The organism is Paenibacillus sp. 32352 (assembly GCF_002042965.1).
Taxonomy (GTDB): domain Bacteria; phylum Bacillota; class Bacilli; order Paenibacillales; family NBRC-103111; genus Paenibacillus_S; species Paenibacillus_S vulneris.
This window is the reverse complement of record NZ_MZNT01000003.1, coordinates 171,599-188,913: the sequence shown is the minus strand read 5'-3', so window position 1 is coordinate 188,913 and position 17,315 is coordinate 171,599. Positions and strand designations below refer to the sequence as shown.

At 51.4% G+C, this 17,315-nt stretch carries 14 protein-coding genes and 2 other annotated features; of the genes, 5 read left to right on the top strand and 9 right to left on the bottom strand.

Annotation, left to right across the window (positions count from 1 at the left end; translation table 11 throughout):
• Nucleotides 1-71: 71 nt before the first annotated feature.
• Both B1728_RS08565 and gltX read right to left on the bottom strand, forming a co-directional pair.
• Nucleotides 72-605 (bottom strand): hypothetical protein, encoded by a 534-nt coding sequence (locus B1728_RS08565; RefSeq protein WP_144027811.1) that lies wholly within the window; start codon nucleotides 603-605, stop codon nucleotides 72-74.
• Nucleotides 598-2,271, bottom strand: coding sequence for a glutamate--tRNA ligase (gltX, locus tag B1728_RS08560; RefSeq protein ID WP_079909786.1), 1,674 nt, complete (start codon nucleotides 2,269-2,271; stop codon nucleotides 598-600). Before gltX ends, B1728_RS08565 begins: the two co-directional genes overlap by 8 nt.
• A gap of 53 nt (nucleotides 2,272-2,324) precedes the next feature.
• Nucleotides 2,325-2,566: a binding site (T-box leader), on the bottom strand.
• Nucleotides 2,567-2,798: 232 nt separating this feature from the next.
• Between gltX and B1728_RS08550 the strand changes: the two genes are divergently transcribed.
• Together B1728_RS08550 and B1728_RS36230 are read left to right on the top strand one after the other, a co-directional pair.
• Nucleotides 2,799-3,572, top strand: coding sequence for an MBL fold metallo-hydrolase (locus tag B1728_RS08550; RefSeq protein ID WP_079909784.1), 774 nt, complete (start codon nucleotides 2,799-2,801; stop codon nucleotides 3,570-3,572).
• An 81-nt stretch (nucleotides 3,573-3,653) separates the two neighbouring features.
• Nucleotides 3,654-3,827 (top strand): hypothetical protein, encoded by a 174-nt coding sequence (locus tag B1728_RS36230; protein ID WP_179135946.1) that lies wholly within the window; start codon nucleotides 3,654-3,656, stop codon nucleotides 3,825-3,827.
• Nucleotides 3,828-4,182: 355 nt separating this feature from the next.
• On the opposite strand, the gene B1728_RS08545 is transcribed toward B1728_RS36230, so the two are convergent.
• Entirely contained in the window at nucleotides 4,183-6,042 is a 1,860-nt protein-coding gene (locus tag B1728_RS08545) for an arginine--tRNA ligase (RefSeq protein ID WP_079909783.1), read from the bottom strand.
• Nucleotides 6,043-6,104: 62 nt separating this feature from the next.
• Nucleotides 6,105-6,323, bottom strand: a binding site (T-box leader).
• Nucleotides 6,324-6,391: 68 nt separating this feature from the next.
• Nucleotides 6,392-6,970: a bifunctional transcriptional activator/DNA repair enzyme AdaA gene (locus tag B1728_RS08540; RefSeq protein ID WP_256865288.1), complete on the bottom strand. Its 579-nt coding sequence runs from the start codon at nucleotides 6,968-6,970 to the stop codon at nucleotides 6,392-6,394.
• 201 nt (nucleotides 6,971-7,171) lie between these two features.
• On the opposite strand from B1728_RS08540, the gene B1728_RS08535 reads away from it, so the two are divergent.
• Nucleotides 7,172-8,113, top strand: coding sequence for a DNA-3-methyladenine glycosylase family protein (locus tag B1728_RS08535; RefSeq protein WP_079909781.1), 942 nt, complete (start codon nucleotides 7,172-7,174; stop codon nucleotides 8,111-8,113).
• A 193-nt stretch (nucleotides 8,114-8,306) separates the two neighbouring features.
• On the opposite strand, the gene B1728_RS08530 is transcribed toward B1728_RS08535, so the two are convergent.
• Nucleotides 8,307-8,501: a CDGSH iron-sulfur domain-containing protein gene (locus B1728_RS08530; RefSeq protein ID WP_079909780.1), complete on the bottom strand. Its 195-nt coding sequence runs from the start codon at nucleotides 8,499-8,501 to the stop codon at nucleotides 8,307-8,309.
• 302 nt (nucleotides 8,502-8,803) lie between these two features.
• Here B1728_RS08530 and B1728_RS08525 point away from each other — a divergent pair, with 302 nt between their 5' ends.
• Nucleotides 8,804-9,745, top strand: coding sequence for an aldo/keto reductase family protein (locus tag B1728_RS08525; protein ID WP_079909779.1), 942 nt, complete (start codon nucleotides 8,804-8,806; stop codon nucleotides 9,743-9,745).
• A gap of 98 nt (nucleotides 9,746-9,843) precedes the next feature.
• On the opposite strand, the gene murC is transcribed toward B1728_RS08525, so the two are convergent.
• From murC to B1728_RS08510, 4 genes are all read right to left on the bottom strand, one after another.
• The gene (gene murC / locus B1728_RS08520; RefSeq protein ID WP_079909778.1) at nucleotides 9,844-11,139 is read right to left on the bottom strand and encodes a UDP-N-acetylmuramate--L-alanine ligase; all 1,296 of its coding nucleotides are present in this window, start codon (nucleotides 11,137-11,139) and stop codon (nucleotides 9,844-9,846) included.
• A 222-nt stretch (nucleotides 11,140-11,361) separates the two neighbouring features.
• Nucleotides 11,362-12,705 (bottom strand): ArsB/NhaD family transporter, encoded by a 1,344-nt coding sequence (locus tag B1728_RS08515; RefSeq protein WP_079909777.1) that lies wholly within the window; start codon nucleotides 12,703-12,705, stop codon nucleotides 11,362-11,364.
• The gene (locus B1728_RS36225; protein WP_179135944.1) at nucleotides 12,693-12,833 is read right to left on the bottom strand and encodes a hypothetical protein; all 141 of its coding nucleotides are present in this window, start codon (nucleotides 12,831-12,833) and stop codon (nucleotides 12,693-12,695) included. The genes B1728_RS08515 and B1728_RS36225 overlap by 13 nt, the downstream gene beginning before the upstream one ends.
• A gap of 382 nt (nucleotides 12,834-13,215) precedes the next feature.
• The gene (locus B1728_RS08510) at nucleotides 13,216-15,522 is read right to left on the bottom strand and encodes a glycoside hydrolase family 95 protein (protein ID WP_218672292.1); all 2,307 of its coding nucleotides are present in this window, start codon (nucleotides 15,520-15,522) and stop codon (nucleotides 13,216-13,218) included.
• 457 nt (nucleotides 15,523-15,979) lie between these two features.
• Here B1728_RS08510 and serS point away from each other — a divergent pair, with 457 nt between their 5' ends.
• Entirely contained in the window at nucleotides 15,980-17,290 is a 1,311-nt protein-coding gene (gene serS, locus B1728_RS08505; RefSeq protein WP_079909775.1) for a serine--tRNA ligase, read from the top strand.
• Nucleotides 17,291-17,315: the final 25 nt, after the last annotated feature.

The window sequence follows — 17,315 nt, the reverse complement described above, 5'->3', positions numbered from 1 at the left end:
AATCCTACTCCTCTTTTCCTGATTCCGATTGGGACAAGACCGAACCACGTTCCTCATCCTGCCGGGCGTTCCTAGAACACTTTCTTCCTTCGCCCGGGATCTTCTATTCCTATCCGCAGGCTTCGAATGGTCTTGCTCCCATCGGGATCTTCATTATAGTGCACAATAAGATAAAATCTTCCCCATACAAAATATGGGGGATTGCTGCGGCTTTGCTTAAAGGAAAACGCCTTGGCCTGCTGCTCCAGCTTATCGGCGGAATCGCCTGCCCGAATTCCAAGGATGGAGTAATGCGGATTGTCCGTTTCCATCGTCGTGACCTTGTCCCTGTACCGGTCCCCATCCGGGAATTCAACCCTGATCTGCTTATCGGCATACTGTAAGGCATAGCCGCCGAAGCCTTGCTCCAAGGATGCCGTACTTCCCATCCGCTTCTCCACGTCCGCCCTGGACATAAGCAGCTGAAGGCCGTCCGCATCGATTTGCTTATTGATCTTCTCTAAATCGGAAGGGCTTAGCACGAGATACACCGTCAATGCGACAGCAAGGCACACCGCCAATCCCCCTATCAAGAACGCTAACGGTGCCCGGCTTCCCTTACTCATTTCCATCCTCATTAGCAAAAAGGTTCAAGCGCCTGCATACTCTGTCCTCGCCCATAACCTGCATAATATCATACAGATCGGGTGTTTGAGTCCGATGGGTCATTGCCAGCCTTAAAACCATCGCAACATCCCCAACATGACCTTTAAAGCATCCCGGCTGCTTCTTGTATGTCTTCGCATCTTGGGCAAAACCGTACTGCTCCGCCACCCGCTTCATTTTGCCGAACCAAGCTTCCCTCTCATCCCCAGGATTATACAAGGTTGAATAGGAATGAACTATTTGCCGGGCAATAGGCAGCGGGACCGACACCGGAAGCCATTCCAGGAATGCTTCCGAATCCGCCTCAAACGCCTCGTCGAAGAAATAGGAGACAGCGTTCGGCACATCCGACCACCTGGCATAATCCTTTCTTGGCTTAAAGGGATCTTTGCCTATGCCAACAATCCGATGGGCATACTCCGTATCGCTGACTAATCTGTGATAGAACCCTGTATCATACCTGCGGGCCCACTCCGTCACCTGTCCGAGCATTTCTTCGGCGCTCAGTCCGGCAATGATATCCTTGCTGATATCCTGCAGCTTGGCCATGTCGAACAGAGGACCGCTGACACTCATTTTGCCCGTCTCAACCTGAAACCAGGTGTACGGCTCATCGGGATGAAGCTGCCGCCAATCCTCATAGCTGGAATTGACAAGGGTCATAAAGTATTCGGCTATCGCCTCTTTGGGGTAGCCTTGCTGCTGGTAAAAGTGTACAGCGGCATCCGGGTCCTTGCGCTTGCTGAACTTGCGTTTGGATTGGCCGTCCATCTTCATGATCGGAGCCAGATGCCCGTATTCCGGCCGCTTCCATCCGAGAACGTCAAAAAGCTGCATATGTATAGGGACGGAGGACAGCCATTCGTCACCGCGGATTACGTGCGTCGTTCCCATCAAATAATCATCGACAGCATGTGCAAAATGATAAGTAGGAAGACCGTCGCTCTTCATAATAACGATATCCTGCCCATTCTCCGGCAGTTCCAATTCCCCTTTAACCAGATCGGTATAGCGAATTATGCGATCGAAGGAGCCGGGAGATTTCAGACGGATGACGAACGGCCGGCCTTTGGCCAGCTCCTCTTTGACTTGTTCCGGCGTGAAGCCGCGGTGAACCGCCCATTTGCCGTAATACCCGGTCATTTCGTTACGGGACTGCTGAGTGTTTCGAATGTCCTGCAGGGCAACTGCATCGCAGAAGCAAGGATAGGCAAGGTCCCTTTCGACAAGGTCCTTGATAAACACCTGATACAACTCAGCCCGGGCGCTCTGTCGATACGGTCCGTACTCTCCCATTTCTTCACCGGAGGCCGTAACTCCTTCATCATAGCGAATTCCGAAATAGTCTAAGGCTTCCATGATTCGTTCGAGACTTCCTTCGACCTCGCGCTTCTTGTCCGTATCTTCTATCCGAAGGTAAAAAACACCTCCGCTCTGGTGCGCCAGCCTCTCGGAGATAAAGGTAGCGTACAAGCCGCCTATCGTCAAGAAGCCGGTAGGGCTCGGCGCGAATCTTGTGACCATAGCCTCCGGCTGCAGCTTCCTTCGGTCATACCGGTCAATAATATCTTGAGGCTTGAGATGCACATGGGGGAATAATAGAGCAGATAGCTGTGATTGCTGCATGCTTCATCTTCCTTTCCTAAAGCTTCTGATAGACGCCAAAAAGCCTTTCATCCACTAAGGACGAAAGGCCAAGCTTCCGTGGTACCACCTATATTGGTTGCAAAGCAACCCGCTTACCAGCGCTCTCATACAGCAGGGCGCTTCTTCTGTAACGGGAAGACCCGCCGGACTTACTCCACGTCTTTCAGTCCGATCCTCCAAGGCTTCTTTCGTCAGCATCGAATACCCAATTTCCACCGGCATGGGCTCTCTGACATTCGAGCGGCTCACTACTCTTCCTCTTCATCGTCGTTTCAATATTCTGAAAATATTAATTCAAAATACCATACTCCTTTGACATCGTCAACTCTATGGACTCCTATCTTTTCAAATTTATTCCCATAAACTTTTTATATAATATGAGATATACCTATAAATAATTTACATTTGACATTTTGTTATAAATATGTTATGATTAAATTTTATGTTGATTTTATACCCCTTTTGCCGTATGATACAAAATGATTACGGAAACAGGAGGGATCATCATGCAGGAAAGCACTATGCTCTACATGTTACCATTGTCCGCAGAAGTTATGGGAACAACGGACTGGGTCTATCCCACACTCTTGCGAGATGGAGATTCGGCCATGCTGGTGGATACTGGCTACCCCCGGCAGATGAAGGCGTTACAGGAAGCTTTGGCTCAAGCCGGTATCACTCCCGAAAAGCTGACGGCTATCCTCATTACCCACCAGGATTTGGATCATATCGGCAATTTGCCGGAATTGGTACAAGCATCAGGCCCATCCGTCGAGGTTATAGCTCACGAGCTTGAGAAGCCTTACATTCAAGGCGACCGCAGACTCATCAAAATAACGGATGAAGCCATCGCCCGAATCGACAGCCTGCCAAAGGAAGTGCCGTTGGAATGGCGGCAGGGCTTGAAGGCTATATTAGTAAATCCCCCCAAAGCTAACGTGGGCCGTTCGGTTGTGGACGGGGAAAAGCTGCCTTATGGCGGCGGCATCATTGTCATCGGTACGCCGGGTCACACCCCGGGTCATATCAGCCTCTATCATGAGCCAACCCGGACATTGATTGCCGGTGACGCCCTGGTGGTGGCAGAAGGCGAACTATACGGCCCTTCACCCGAACAGACCCACGATATGGAACAAGCCATTCAGTCCTTAGGCAAGCTCAAGGATTACGACATTGAAACCGTAATTTGCTATCATGGCGGGAGATATACGGGAGACGCGAATCGGCGTATCGCCGAGCTGGCAAACTCTCTATTGACTGCTCTCCCTGACCAACCGTAACCGAGAAAGCCTAACGCTTGCGTTCCTCCCGCCCCCATATGGTATAATGCGCAGATATCGGTATTGTTGGAGGGCACAAGTATGAAAATATATATTGTTATTGCTATGCGTGAAGAACAAATGGATAATGTCTTCGTCGGAACGGACGAAGAACAGGCTTTAGCTTTGACGACGGCGGATTTCGACGACTGCGACGCCCTATTCCTGGAGGTATGGGAGGACGGCGGCAAAATTGACGATTACCGGCTGCAATAAGCCTGGTTCTACTTGTGAGAAAGAGCCCTGTTGGGCTCTTTCGTTTTGTTGGGAAACCTGGAAATTGGAAAAATCGCTTTGGACCCCGGTGGGGTATCCCCCTCCGGCCGCTGTTGTTCTCGGAAAATTTGATTATATATTCGCTTTACGGCGGATATTTTCCGAGAACAAAGGCGGACGCTATCGCTCCTCCAAGGGATACCCCACCTACTACCTTTCGCCTTTTTCTGTACGATAGGTCTTAACAAACTGACAGAGCCCTGCTGGGCTCTTTCTCATTTTTATAGAAAATGGTGTCTCAATCCACAGCACGTGAATCCGCTTCGAAGTTCAATCCCCGCGTGCAGGATTCCTTTTACATTCTGCTCGGAGTCGGCAATCCGAGCACCTGAAGCGCATCGCCCAGTGTCTCCTTATACCGTGCAACCAGCCACAGACGGAAATTTCTTACCCCATCCCCCGCTTTAAGGATGGCGCAGGCCGAATAAAAGTGATTAAACAGCGTCGCAAGCTCATGCGCATAGCTGCATATCGTATTCGGGGTCAGCTCCCGGCTCGCCAAGTAGAGCGTTTCCTCCCAACGGGAGAGATGCCGGATCAAAGCATACTCCTGCCTCTCCAGCTCAGGAAATGCTTCTGGCACCGGAAAAGCTATCGCCGGCTCATGTCCAGCCTTGCTCAACAAGCTGACGGCACGGGCATAGGAGTACAGCAAATAGACGCCGGTATTGCCGGATATTTCGGTAGCCTGCTGCAAATCGAAGACGACCTCCGTCTGCAGATTGAACCGCAGCAGATAATATCGGATAGCGGCTGCAGCAATCGCCCTGCTGGACAAGCCCTCCGGTTCCGATCGTTTCTTCTCGATGACTCCTTCCATCAAATCCAGCAAATCGCTGATTTTAATCCCGATGCCTTGACGTCCTGACATCGCATAGGACGATTTGCCGTCCGAAATGTCGATGTTCAGCTCGGCGGCAGCATTCGGGCTTAGTGAGACGACGCCGTAGCTGACATGGCGCAATCGGGCAGCTTGCTCCACGAAGCCCAATGCTTCGAGCGCCTGCATCACCATTGTCTGCGGGTATTCCTGCCGATGATCAATCACGTTAACGACCATCGAAGCTTGGCCAAAAGGCTTGGACGTCCCGCTGCTTCCGGTTGTCCACAGCTTCTCTCCGAACGGCTGGTAAACGAAGCTTTGGTCCAACAGGCCAAACTTCCATAGATGATACGCGATATCCTTGGCCGTATAGGTCAGGATGCCATTGGAACGAACAAGCACCTTATCTGCATGGTGCTCTGATTCATCCTCCTCCATCTCCTTCGGCTGCTTCAGCACCCAGCACTCTGCCAGCTTGCCTTCCGTTTCCTTGCAGAACAGCGGCGTCTGCTTCAGCAGCTCGAAAGCCGATGACCAGAATCCTTCCTTGACGATGCTGCTTTCCCACACCAGCAGATCGTATTCGATGTCGAACTGCTTCATTTCCTCCACATGCTCTCGGACAATCCGCTCAGCAACCAACAGGCCTATCCAGGCAAGATTCGAATCCCCCTGCTCCAAAGCATGCAGCACCCGAGTACGCTCTTCCGGCAAATGGGGATGCTTCTCAAATTCCTTATGGATTTGGGAATAAACATCCCAGCAGAAGTCTCCGAAACGGGCATGCGTTCCGCGCATCTCCGTGTGCTGAAGCCCTACGACGGTATCCGCCAGCTGATTGCCGAGGTCGTCGATATAATTGTGAACCTCGACCTCGTATCCCGCTCTACGGAGCAGCTTGACCAGCGCATCCCCGATGCAGGAATTTCTTAAATGTCCGATATGCGCCGATTTGTTCGGATTGATGGACGTATGCTCAATAACGACTTTGCCCCCGCCGCCTTCCGGCAAGTTGAAGCTCTTCCCGGCCCATGCCTGCCAATCCAGGAACAGATTGATGAAGCCGGGAGGCACCGCCTCCATTTTACGGATCAGATGCCCCATTGAGCTGTCCTGCTCCAGCTTCTTCACCAGCAGACCGGCGATCTCCATCGGCGATTTGCGGAGCACCTTGGCAAGCTGCATCGCAATGTTCGTCGAATAGTCGCCATGCTCCAGCTGGGCGGGCTGCTCGAGCGTAACCTTTACTGAATCCTTCCAGACTTCTCCCAGCTCGGAGAACAATCCCTGTAACGCTCTTGTCAAATGATGTTCCATGAATGAACTTAGCATGGCTCGTTACCCTCCTTGATCTTGGTTTGTTATTTGAGTACAAAAAAAAGCCCCCGTCTCCGATAAGAGACGAGGACTTGGCGCTCGCGGTACCACTCTTGTTGTCAAGCCTAAAAGACTTAACCACCTTCTAAGATAACGGTCTTCAGCCGTGCCTTCCTACTTAAGGTTCAAAAGGCCATCTCACGGGTCCGCTTCATTAATGATTTCGTACCGGCTTACACTCTCCCGGCTCGCTGCGACTGAAATCGATTAACTACTGTCCCGATCATAGATCATCGAATTTGAATTTTTTATTATTATACTCTAATTTTTAACAATTGCAAGAGAGACATACCGGATTTACGATTTACCGGCACAAGGGTGCGCCGTGACGCCCCTCTTCCGTTACTCCCCTGGCAAGCCGGTATTCGGATGGCGAGATTCCCGTCTTCTTATGAAACACGGCGGCAAAATACGCCGCATTCGAGAAGCCGGACTGCAAAGCTACGTCGGTAATCGGCAGCTGTGAATCGGCTAACAGCTGTTTCGATGCTTCGAGCCGAAGCTGTTGAATATATTCACCGGGAGTCAGCCCCCGGATTCGTTTGAATGTCCGGTGGAGATGGTACGGGCTTCCATGAAGCAGGTCCGCAAGCTTTCCAAGCGAAAGCGGCTCGCGAAAACGCTTCTCGATCGTTTCGCTGATTTGCTGTACCCACTCCTCATCCGGCAGACGTTTCCCGTCCGGTCTGCACCTCTTGCAAGGCCGATAGCGTTCCGCCAAAGCCTGCTCCGCATTTTTGAACAGTTTCACATGCTCCCTGTTCGGATTTCTCGATTTGCACGAGGGCCTGCAAAAAATGCCCGTCGTCGACACTCCATAGTAAAATTTCCCATCATAGGATGCATCATTGCTTATAATTGCCTGCCAAAGCTCATCGTTCACGGACACCCACCTCCAATCCCAGTATACCCTTATTGCATCCAAAGCGTAACGGGTGCAGAATAGAATAGCAAGATTGCAAAAGCCGAAAGCCGTTTTCTATGATACAACATATAGAATAGAGCTCAAAAGGGCCGGCCATGCCATATTTTGCAGGTTGCCTCGAATAGATACATTCAAAAGTCTAAAAAAATGGAGGGCGTCATGCTTACTAATCCGGCACGAATTCCGAACGATTACTGGACAGACCATGAAGATCATATCCTGCTTACCACCCCATCTCCCTTCAGCTTCGAGCACAATCTGGGATACCTTATGCGGTCGTCCAATGAATGCATGTTTTATATAGAGGACCATGCCATATACAAGCTGATTGCGACAGAGGAAACTCCAGTTCTGGTCCAAATCACCAGCCCGGAACCCGGCATTTTGAAAATCACGTTTCCTGGCGGCACTCCTCTAAGGCCGTCCGATCGAGCAGCTGCAGCCCAGTATGTCTGGGAATGGTTCGACCTCGGTACGGATCTTGCCCCCTTCTACCGGATTGCCGCTCAGGATGAACTGCTGGGCAGCGTCGTGCAGCAATTTAACGGGCTTCGGATCGTCGGAATCCCCGACTTGTTCGAGGCGCTGTGCTGGGGCATTCTCGGCCAGCAGATCAATCTCGCGTTCGCATACACCCTGAAGAGAAGATTCGTTGAAGCCTTCGGTCAATCCGCCGCCTGGAACGGGCAGACTTATTGGCTCTTTCCTGCTCCCGGGAAGATTGCGGCATTAACGGTTGCCGACCTGACACCGCTTCAGCTTACCACCAAGAAGGCCGAGTATCTCATCGGCGTTGCCCGACTAATGGATGAAGGGCTGCTTTCCAAGGACATGCTGCTCGGGCTCGCAGATACAGAGGCCATTGAGAAGAAGCTCGTGCAAATTCGCGGCATCGGTCCTTGGACAGCCCACTACGTGCTGATGCGTTGCTTAAGATCCCCTTCCGCTTTTCCCATTGCGGACGTCGGCCTGCACAATGCGATCAAGCAGCTTCTCGGGATGCCGAATAAGCCTTCTATCGAGGAGCTGCGCCGGCTTTCCGCTCCCTGGGGCGATTGGAAGGCTTACGCTACCTTTTATTTATGGAGAACGATATATTAGCAGCCGGGTTGTAACAGCCTCATATCCGGTTAGATCATCAATGGATCTCTGTCTGCTTTTGACGCCGAATAGGAAAGTTCAGATTCACCAGTTCTTCGAGGAACCTTCCTATCGGCGGTCAACCTTCCCTAGCATGCGGTTTGACGTTCATGAACATGAAGCATTCGACGTTTGAACCTGCATTCGTGCGTCCTTACGCTCTTACTACACTCTCAAACTTCCCTTTATGCGCTCCGTTACAGAACGGCTTGCTGCTCGACATGCCACATCGGCACAAATAGGTCGTTTCTTTCACAGCCAACGGATTTCCTTCGCCGTCCAGCAGCTGAATTTCCCCGCTGACGATCAGGGGACCATTGTCCGACACCGTAATTTTCACATCCGCCATCGTTCTCCCTCCTTATATTCAAAATGTTGTTACAATTTCTTTTATTGTCTTTTTCCGAGTGTAATAAAACATCGCTTCCAAACTGCAATAGGGAATATTCACACTTTCTTTTCCGAAATTCAGATAAATTCCATAAAAAGGATTGTTTTCATACTTTTTTTAGCCTATAGCAAGTTACTTTAACGTAAGTCTCATACCTTGGGGTAAGTTAATGAACTCTTTTTCAGCTCTTATCAAATGAAATATTTGTTTTTATAATGGCTAGGTAGTGAGAAAAAGATTTACTGGGAGGCGTTTTCAAGATGCAATACAGAAGATTAGGCAACAGCGGACTTAAAGTCAGCGAAATCAGCTTGGGAAGCTGGCTCACCTACGGAGGGTATGTTGCAGACGATAATGCCGTTCGCTCCATCGAGCAGGCATACGACTTGGGCGTCAATTTCTTCGATACTGCCAATATGTATGAGCGCGGCGAGGCCGAGAAAGTCATGGGCAGGACGTTGTCCCAATATCCAAGAGAATCCTATGTTCTGGCAACCAAAGTATTCAACAAGATGGGTGAAGGACCGAACGACCGCGGCCTGTCCCGCAAGCATATTATGGAGCAATGCGAAGCGAGCCTGAAGCGTCTCGGTACCGATTATATCGATATTTATTATTGTCATCGTTATGATAAGGAGACGCCTCTGGAAGAAACGCTCCGTGCACTGGACGATCTCGTAACTCAGGGCAAGGTGCTGTACATCGGCGTCAGCGAATGGACTCCGGCCCAAATCGTGGAAGCCTATGCCATCGCGGACAAGCTGCTGCTGGACAAAATCATCGTCAACCAGCCGGTTTATAACATGTTTAACCGCTATATCGAGAAAGAGATCATTCCGATCGGAAAAGAAAAAGGATACGGCCAGGTCGTCTTCTCGCCTCTGGCTCAAGGCCTGCTGACAGGCAAATACCGCCTCGGTCAGCCGGTCCCGCAGGACAGCCGCGCCGCCAGCAAAAACTGGGGCGAAAAGCAGCTGAGTGAAACCAATCTCCTGCGCGTCGAGAAAATATCCAAAATTGCCGACGAGCTGGGCATTAAGGTGTCGCAGCTTGCCATCGCCTGGATTCTTCGCCAAAGCAATGTTGCAAGCGCATTAGTCGGAGCTAGCCGTCCGGAGCAGGTGGTTGAGAATTGTGCTGCAAGCGGCATTACTTTGTCTGAAGATGTGCTGAACGCCATCGAGGAGGCTTTGCAAGCTTAAACCCCACAACGGGCTACTATGCCCAAAAAAGGTGCTTCCGTCATCACTGATGATCCGGAAGCACCCTTTTTTATTTACACGCTGTGCAGAACGGAGCCCTACATCTTTTCAAGCAGCATTTGATATTTCTGAATGTCGCCGGCTCCCATAAAAACAAGGACGCTGTTTTCATAAGCGGACAGATGTCCGACCGTATGCTCCGAGATCAGCTGTGCATTAGGTATTTGCTCCTGCAGCTGCTCAATGGATACGCTGCCTTCCGCTTCTCTTGCCGAACCGAAGATAGGACATAAGAATACGTCATCGGCTCCCCTCAAAGACACGGCGAAATCGTCCATCAGCTTCTCTACCCGGCTGAACGTATGAGGCTGGAACACTCCGACCACTTTTTTCTCCGGGTACTTGCTTCTCACCGCTTCGAGCGTAGCCGTAATTTCTGAAGGGTGGTGTGCGTAATCGTCAATCAACACATTCCCTCTCCATTGCTTCTCTGTGAAACGCCGTTTCACCCCGGTAAAGCCTTTCATTTGGCTGCGGATTTGCTCCAAATCGAGATCCAGAGTCAGCCCCGTACCGATGACGGCCAATGCGTTCAGCACATTGTGCCTGCCAAAGGCCGGAATCCAGAAGCGGCCAAGCTCCGTATGGCGCCATTGAACGTAAAAGGCAACCCCGCCGTGTTCGATAGCCAGATCGGATGCCCTGAGCTCATTATGAGCCTCCAATCCGTACAACACCATCCTTTTGCCAGTCTGCAGAAGGCGAACCTGTGCATCATCTCCGCAGGCGACCAAATGACTTCCAACCAAAGAGGCCATTTCCTCAAAAGCCGCTCTAACGTCCTGGATATCGGCGAAATAGTCGGGATGGTCGAAATCAATATTGGTAATTACAGCAATTTCGGGCCGGTATGCAAGGAAATGCCTTCTGTATTCGCAGCTTTCAAACACGAACAGCTTCCCTTCGGGGTTCCCCCTCCCCGTACCGTCCCCAATAAGGAAGCAGGCAGGCTGTACCGCTCCGAGCGCATGAGCCATCATGCCGGTCGTCGTTGTTTTGCCGTGCGAGCCGGTTACGGCGATGCTCGTATAGCTCTTCATCCACTCTCCGAGAAAATGATGGTACCGACGAATCGGCAAGCCTGCCCGCCTGCAGCGTTCGACCGCCGGATGATCATCGTGAAACGCATTGGATACGATTACGGTCATCCCCGAAGCCGTCAGCGGCGCAGCCCCGAATGCATACATCGGAATACGCCGGGATTCCAAAGCGGCCTGTGTAAACAGGGTATCTTCGATATCCTCGCCTTGAATACCGTGCCCGAGATCATGCAGCATTTGCGCCAAAGCGCTCATACCGCTGCCCTTAATTCCGATAAAATGATAATTCGCCATGGTTACCCCTCCGCAACAACATAGTCACATGCCTACAGTATATGTGAAATTGTTCATTGTGCTTTCGCCCAATTATAATAATTTATAATACGTTTCATATTTTATCCTTATAAAATCACTTTAGGAATGGCTTGGCTCTGATATTATTCTCATAACCAAATGATAAAAGCCCGGATCCATATCCCCTTCGATAGGTTCCAGGCTGTGAAGTCTCCTTCGGTCTTAAAATATCCAATTCACCCAATAAGCCAGAATAATCAAGGTGAACATCGTTGTAACCGGGATGACGATCGAGGTCACCTTCAAATATTGTCCCCACGTAATGGGAACCTTCCCCTTTTTCAAAATATGCATCCACATTAAGGTAGCCAATGTCCCGATAGGCAGCAGAAGAGATCCGATATCGCTGCCTATGACGCTTGCAAGATAAGATATTTTCAGTGTGAGCGGATCTAGTCCCATATTAGTCAACGTCAAGGTTCCGGCCATCAAGGCAGGATGATTGTTGAACAGGTTGGAGAGCACGGAGACGAGCACGCCCATCATTACACTCGCCTGAAGCAGACTGCCGGTTACAAGCGGTTGAAGGAAATGGATCAGCCACTCGATCAATCCAATGTTATTTAAGCCATATATAATCACATACATGCCGAATGCGAAGATGAATATATACCAAGGCGTTTTTTTCAGCATATCGGCAGGCGAAATTTTCAGGCGGTACCAGCGCCAGCCGAGCAGAATCACAGATCCGAAAATGGCCGCGAGCGAAACGGGGACATGGAAATAGGACGCTGCAAACAAACTGATCCTGACGCAAAAAACGAAGATCAAAATATTTCTCATAAATTTATTGCGCTTCTCCACCGTCATCTGTTCTTCTTCCCCTTGCAGAGGGTGGCTGCCCTTGGTCAGCAGCAGCTTGCGATTTCCCGCCGGGAGGGTTCGGGGCAGCGTTTTACGAAATTCGAGATACAGCAGGCAGACCAGCAGGACAAGCCCTAACGTGGCCGGTACAAACATCATGGCCGTGTGCATATATAAATCCATGTGAACGATTTTTAACGCAATCAGATTGACGATATTGCTGACTCCAATAGGGGCGCTGGACGCCGTGGCTATCAGAGCGCCGGATAACAAATAGGGAATCTTTTGATGATTTTTCAAGCCCAAATGCTGCAGCAGCAACAGCAGAATCGGGGTTGTAATGAGAATGCTGCCGTCATTATTGACGAACAAGGTCATCAGGAAGCATAAGAGGTTAATATACCAAAACAGCCGGATTCCTGACCCCCTGGCCTTGTCCACCAGCTTTTCCGCTGTCCATTGAAAAAAACCGAAGCTTTCCAAAACAATCGCCATCACAATCGTTGCTATAATCGTAATTGCTGCTCCACTTATAGTATCCAATATGTTTCCAAGGTCCGTTAAAGTGACGCTGCCGCTCAAAAGTACGAAGGCAGCTCCAATCGAAGCGGGTATCGCCTCGTTGACTTGCGGCTTCCAAAATATGAACATAATCGTGAAGAGAAAAGCAAGAATTGTGATCGGGACCATCAGCTCAACCATACGTAATCCTCTCCTTTACAGATGGATGCCGTCCATTCTATCAGCAGCAGCCAATCTAGTATTTTCTGGTCCGCGACATCTACAACCGTTTCTAGCAATAAGGATACATCGTGTCCATCGTTATCCATCCCTCCATTCCTGATAGCTATTAGAATTCGTTGATAGTTATTAATACGTTTCCGGTAAATAACTTGTACTGCGCTTCAGCCTGTATTTCTATTAATTCCATTTCTATCAACCGTTGATATATGTCGTCTCATGGCACTTATAAACCCGTGAAAAAAACGCCCGTTCCGGGCGGATAGGGATGCTATTTTTAAGAGGAATCCTATCTATGACTGCAAGCAAAATAACCCCACAAAGAACTTGAACCGGCTTCGAAGCCAAGTCCATTTCTTTGTGGGGAATTCCAATCAACGTTTCCCGAGAACAAGAGCGACCGGAAGGGGATACGCACCGGGGGTGCCAAAGCAATTTTTCAGATCTTCAGGTTTCTCAACAAACTGCCCATCAGGCTAAAACTCGAAGATGATAGACTGCGCCCGCCTCTGTCGGGAATTCTACGATATCGGATGCTCCGCGGCCTTGCGCAATAGGCTGCCCGTTATGAAGAATTTGAACCGGCAGCTTGGATTGCAGCCTGCATAAGCTGCCGTTATGGGATACGACACTTGCTTCTGCCAGGAGCGACTCCTGCCAGCGGATCGATAACTCGAAGCCCCCTCGTGCCCGCAGTCCTTCAACTGATCCATCAGACCATGCCGACGGAAGGGCCGGCAGCAAACGAATCGCTCCTTCGTGCGACTGGAGCAGCATCTCCGCTATCCCTGCGACCGCTCCCAGGTTGCCGTCAATTTGAAAAATTTGCGGCGGATGCAAATCGAGCATATTGTCGGCCGTACTGACACGAAGAAGCTTGGTAATCATCTCGTGGGCCTGGTCTCCTTCGTTAAACCTTGCCCACAGGCTAATAATCCATGCCAGGCTCCATCCCGTCCCGCCTCCTCCGTATTGGAGACGGCGCTCCAGCGCAACGCGAGCCGCCTGCGACCAGCGTTCGTCACGCAGCAGCTGATCGTCCGGGAAGACACCGAATAGATGAGACAGATGCCGATGCCCCGGGTCGACCTCCTCATAATCCTCGTCCCATTCCTGCAGCTGTCCGAATCTCCCGATTTTCGGCTCCGGAAGCAGGCTGCAGGCTTCCTTCCATTGCCTGCGCAGCTCCTCGTCCACCTGCAATATTTCGGCCGCTTTGATGCACCGCTCGAAAAGCCCTCTAGCAATCTGAACATCCATCGCCGGATCCATGCACAATCTTCCTGTCTCCCCGTTAGGCAGCCGGAACGAATTTTCGGGAGATACCGTGGGCCCGATATGAAGCATGCCGTCCGAATCCTTCAATAGGAAATCAAGAATGAACAAGGACGCTTCCTTCATTAACGGATAGCCCCGCTCTGCCAGGAAAGAGGTATCCAGGCTGAAGGTGTAGTGCTCCCATAAATGGAAGCAGAGCCATGCCGCTCCCATCTGCCATAACCCGGCCCGGGCAAAGTCCGTAGGTGCCGTATCCCCCCATAAATCCGTATTATGGTGACACATGAAGCCGCGTGCCCCATACTGAACACGGGCCGTTTCCTGCCCCTGAGGGAGCATTCTATCCAGGTGATCGAACAGCGGAAAATGCAGCTCCGCCATATTGCACACCTCCGCCGGCCAATAGTTCATTTGAATATTGATATTGATCGTATATTTTGAATCCCAAGGCGGCACATAGCTATCGTTCCATATGCCCTGCAAATTAGCCGGAATCGTGCCCGGACGGCTGCTTGAAATCAATAAATACCGGCCGTAATGAAAATACAGCTCGGTCAATCCCGTATCTTCATCCCCGTTCTTCACGCGGGCCAGCCGTTCGTCTGTAGGCAGCTCGGCAAGCTCCTCTTGACCAACGCATTCAAGAGACAGCTTCATCCTGTCAAACCACGGACGATATTCCTGCAGATGGCGCTCCAGCAGCAGCGAATACGGGACAGCTGACGCCTGCTGCAGCTCCTCCTCGCACCGTTCCCGATACTGCTCGTACCGGAAATCGGTTGAAACCGTCAGCACCAAGGTGACAGCATCGGCGCCTTCCACATAGAGATGATCGCCTAGCGTCCGGCTGCTTCCCCCTTCTAACACCGCTTTCATACGGACGTGGAATTTCGTCCCCCATGCACCGCACTGACCGTCCAGACTAACCGTATCAGGCCCTGCAATTTCAGTGATTGCGTCGAACTTGCGAAACAGATTGGCACCGAACCTGAGCCGGTTCGGACGGTCCGCCTTCAGCCGGACGATGAGAGCCTGGTCGGCAGCGCTTGCAAACATTTCCCTGGAGTATGTCGTATCCTGTATACGGTAGGTCACCGTCGCAATCCCGGTTTCCAAATCGAGCTCTCTGCGATAATCCTCCATTATACTGTCCTTATGTCCCGGAAAAAACAGATTCAGCTCGCCTAACGTCTGATATGGAGGCTGCCTGCGGGCCACTCCCATCATTCCCATATCAGCTATATCGTGGGCTTCCTCTACCTTCCCCTCACTCAACAGCCGGCGAATTTGGTCAATAGTTTGCAAAGAATCCGGGTTGTTGCGGTTTTGGGGACCTCTCGTCCAAACGGTATCCTCGTTAAGCTGAATAACCTCGCGGTTGACTTGCCCGTGTACCATCGCGCCTATGCGTCCGCTGCCGAGCGGAAGCGCCTGCAACCATTTTTTGGCCGGCTTGCGGTACCACAGCTTCGTTTGCTGCTTCTGTTGATGAAACTGCACACTGATTTCCTCCCCACATCATATTGGTTCCTATATGCATGACTTCCCTTATTGTAATAGGCAGGGATTCCCCTAGCCATGAACAAAATACACTTGAATTTAGACAATATTCACGTTTTGTCCCTCTCTCCGCGTGCGGGATTCTAACAAGAAGGTGCCAAGGAGGTTTGGACAGCCAAGGAACCAGCCCGCACTTGCACAAGCAAAGCCGAATAAGGTATACTGGAAAAAATATAATCGTGTCTATTATGCCGATGAAGAGATTCCAACTCGGAGGCGTTTTCGTCAAGGAGCCCACGCTCCCTAAGCTAACCGGACCCGCCCGTTACCGCGGAACCAAAGGGGATCGAACAACCTTGTTGTTCGGTCAAGTTGGGTGGCACCGCGAGCAAAGCGCTCCTCGTCCCATACGGATGAGGGCGCTTTTTGTATTTTTCCACAAAAGGAGCGAGGTACTATGCTGGACATCAAATGGATACGAGAAAACGGAGAGCGGCTGCAAGCCGCAGCAGACCAAAAAGGGATGGAGGTTTCCATTAAGGAGCTGCTGCAGCACGATGAGAACAAGCGGCGGCTGCTGCATCAGGTGGAGCCGCTGAGGCAGTCGAGAAACAAGCTGTCGCAGGAAATCAGCCTGCTCATGCAATCAGGCCAAGCGGAGGAAGCCGGACGCAAGAAACAGCAGGTGAAAGAAATGAATGAGACACTGGCGCAGCTGGAGACGGAGCTTGCAGCTGCAGAGCAGGCGTATAAGAGGCTCCTGCTCCGTGTACCCAATATAGTTTCGCCGGATACTCCTGTTGGACGTTCCGATGCGGATAATGTGGAAATTCGGCGCGTCGGCTTTCCTGCCCGATTTGGTTTTACGCCTCGGGATCATGTAGCGCTCGGCGAGCTCCACGATATGATTGATATTCCCAGGGGTGTGAAAACAGCCGGACGCCGCAACTATTACTTGAAGGGTGCAGGCGTGCTGCTGCATCGGGCGGTACAACAGCTTGCCCTGGATCTCCTAGTTCACAAAGGCTTCCAGCTGCTGGAGGTGCCTCTTATGGTACGTGCGGAGGCTTTGACAAATACCGGGTTCTTCCCACTCGGGGAGGATCAGGTTTATGCGGTTCCGGATGAAGAGAAGTGGCTGGTCGGCACTTCCGAAGTGCCCCTTGTCACCTACTACAGCAATGAAGTGGTGGATGTGACCCGGCCGATCAAGCTGGCCGCGGCCTCAACCTGCTTCCGAAGCGAGGTCGGCTCCGCAGGCAAGGACGTTCACGGCTTGTACCGGGTCCATCAATTTTCCAAGGTCGAGCAGGTCATCCTCTGTGAAGCCAGCCCCGAACGATCGGAGGAGCTGCTGCAGGAAATTACCGGCAACGCGGAGGAGCTGCTGCAGCTGCTGCGTCTGCCTTATCGGGTAATGGCCGTCTGCACGGGGGATATGTCGCAGAAGACCTACAAGCAGTATGACATCGAGAGCTGGATGCCAAGCCGGGACAGCTACGGCGAGACGCATTCTTCCTCGAGCCTGCTGGATTTCCAGGCGCGCCGCTCGAATATCCGCTACCGCGATGCGCAAGGAAAGGCCCGATACTGCTTCACTCTGAACAACACGGCAGTGGCGTCGCCGCGGATTCTGATTCCGCTGCTGGAGAATCATCAGCAGGAGGACGGATCGATCTGGATTCCTCCGGCTCTCCGGCCTTATATGAACGGCATGGAGCGGCTTGTTCCTCCCGGCGGCTCCGTGCAGGACACCTTGATGGTATAGAGGCGGAGAACGGCACACCCGCAGA

Bases quoted from the DNA above. Each gene is read 5' to 3' on its own strand.
- B1728_RS08565 (WP_144027811.1), bottom strand. From the start codon at position 605: ATGAGTAAGGGAAGCCGGGCACCGTTAGCGTTCTTGATAGGGGGATTG.
- gltX (WP_079909786.1), bottom strand. From the start codon at position 2,271: ATGCAGCAATCACAGCTATCTGCTCTATTATTCCCCCATGTGCATCTC.
- B1728_RS08550 (WP_079909784.1), top strand. From the start codon at position 2,799: ATGCAGGAAAGCACTATGCTCTACATGTTACCATTGTCCGCAGAAGTT.
- B1728_RS36230 (WP_179135946.1), top strand. From the start codon at position 3,654: ATGAAAATATATATTGTTATTGCTATGCGTGAAGAACAAATGGATAAT.
- B1728_RS08545 (WP_079909783.1), bottom strand. From the start codon at position 6,042: ATGCTAAGTTCATTCATGGAACATCATTTGACAAGAGCGTTACAGGGA.
- B1728_RS08535 (WP_079909781.1), top strand. From the start codon at position 7,172: ATGCTTACTAATCCGGCACGAATTCCGAACGATTACTGGACAGACCAT.
- B1728_RS08530 (WP_079909780.1), bottom strand. From the start codon at position 8,501: ATGGCGGATGTGAAAATTACGGTGTCGGACAATGGTCCCCTGATCGTC.
- B1728_RS08525 (WP_079909779.1), top strand. From the start codon at position 8,804: ATGCAATACAGAAGATTAGGCAACAGCGGACTTAAAGTCAGCGAAATC.
- murC (WP_079909778.1), bottom strand. From the start codon at position 11,139: ATGGCGAATTATCATTTTATCGGAATTAAGGGCAGCGGTATGAGCGCT.
- B1728_RS08515 (WP_079909777.1), bottom strand. From the start codon at position 12,705: ATGGTTGAGCTGATGGTCCCGATCACAATTCTTGCTTTTCTCTTCACG.
- B1728_RS36225 (WP_179135944.1), bottom strand. From the start codon at position 12,833: ATGGATAACGATGGACACGATGTATCCTTATTGCTAGAAACGGTTGTA.
- serS (WP_079909775.1), top strand. From the start codon at position 15,980: ATGCTGGACATCAAATGGATACGAGAAAACGGAGAGCGGCTGCAAGCC.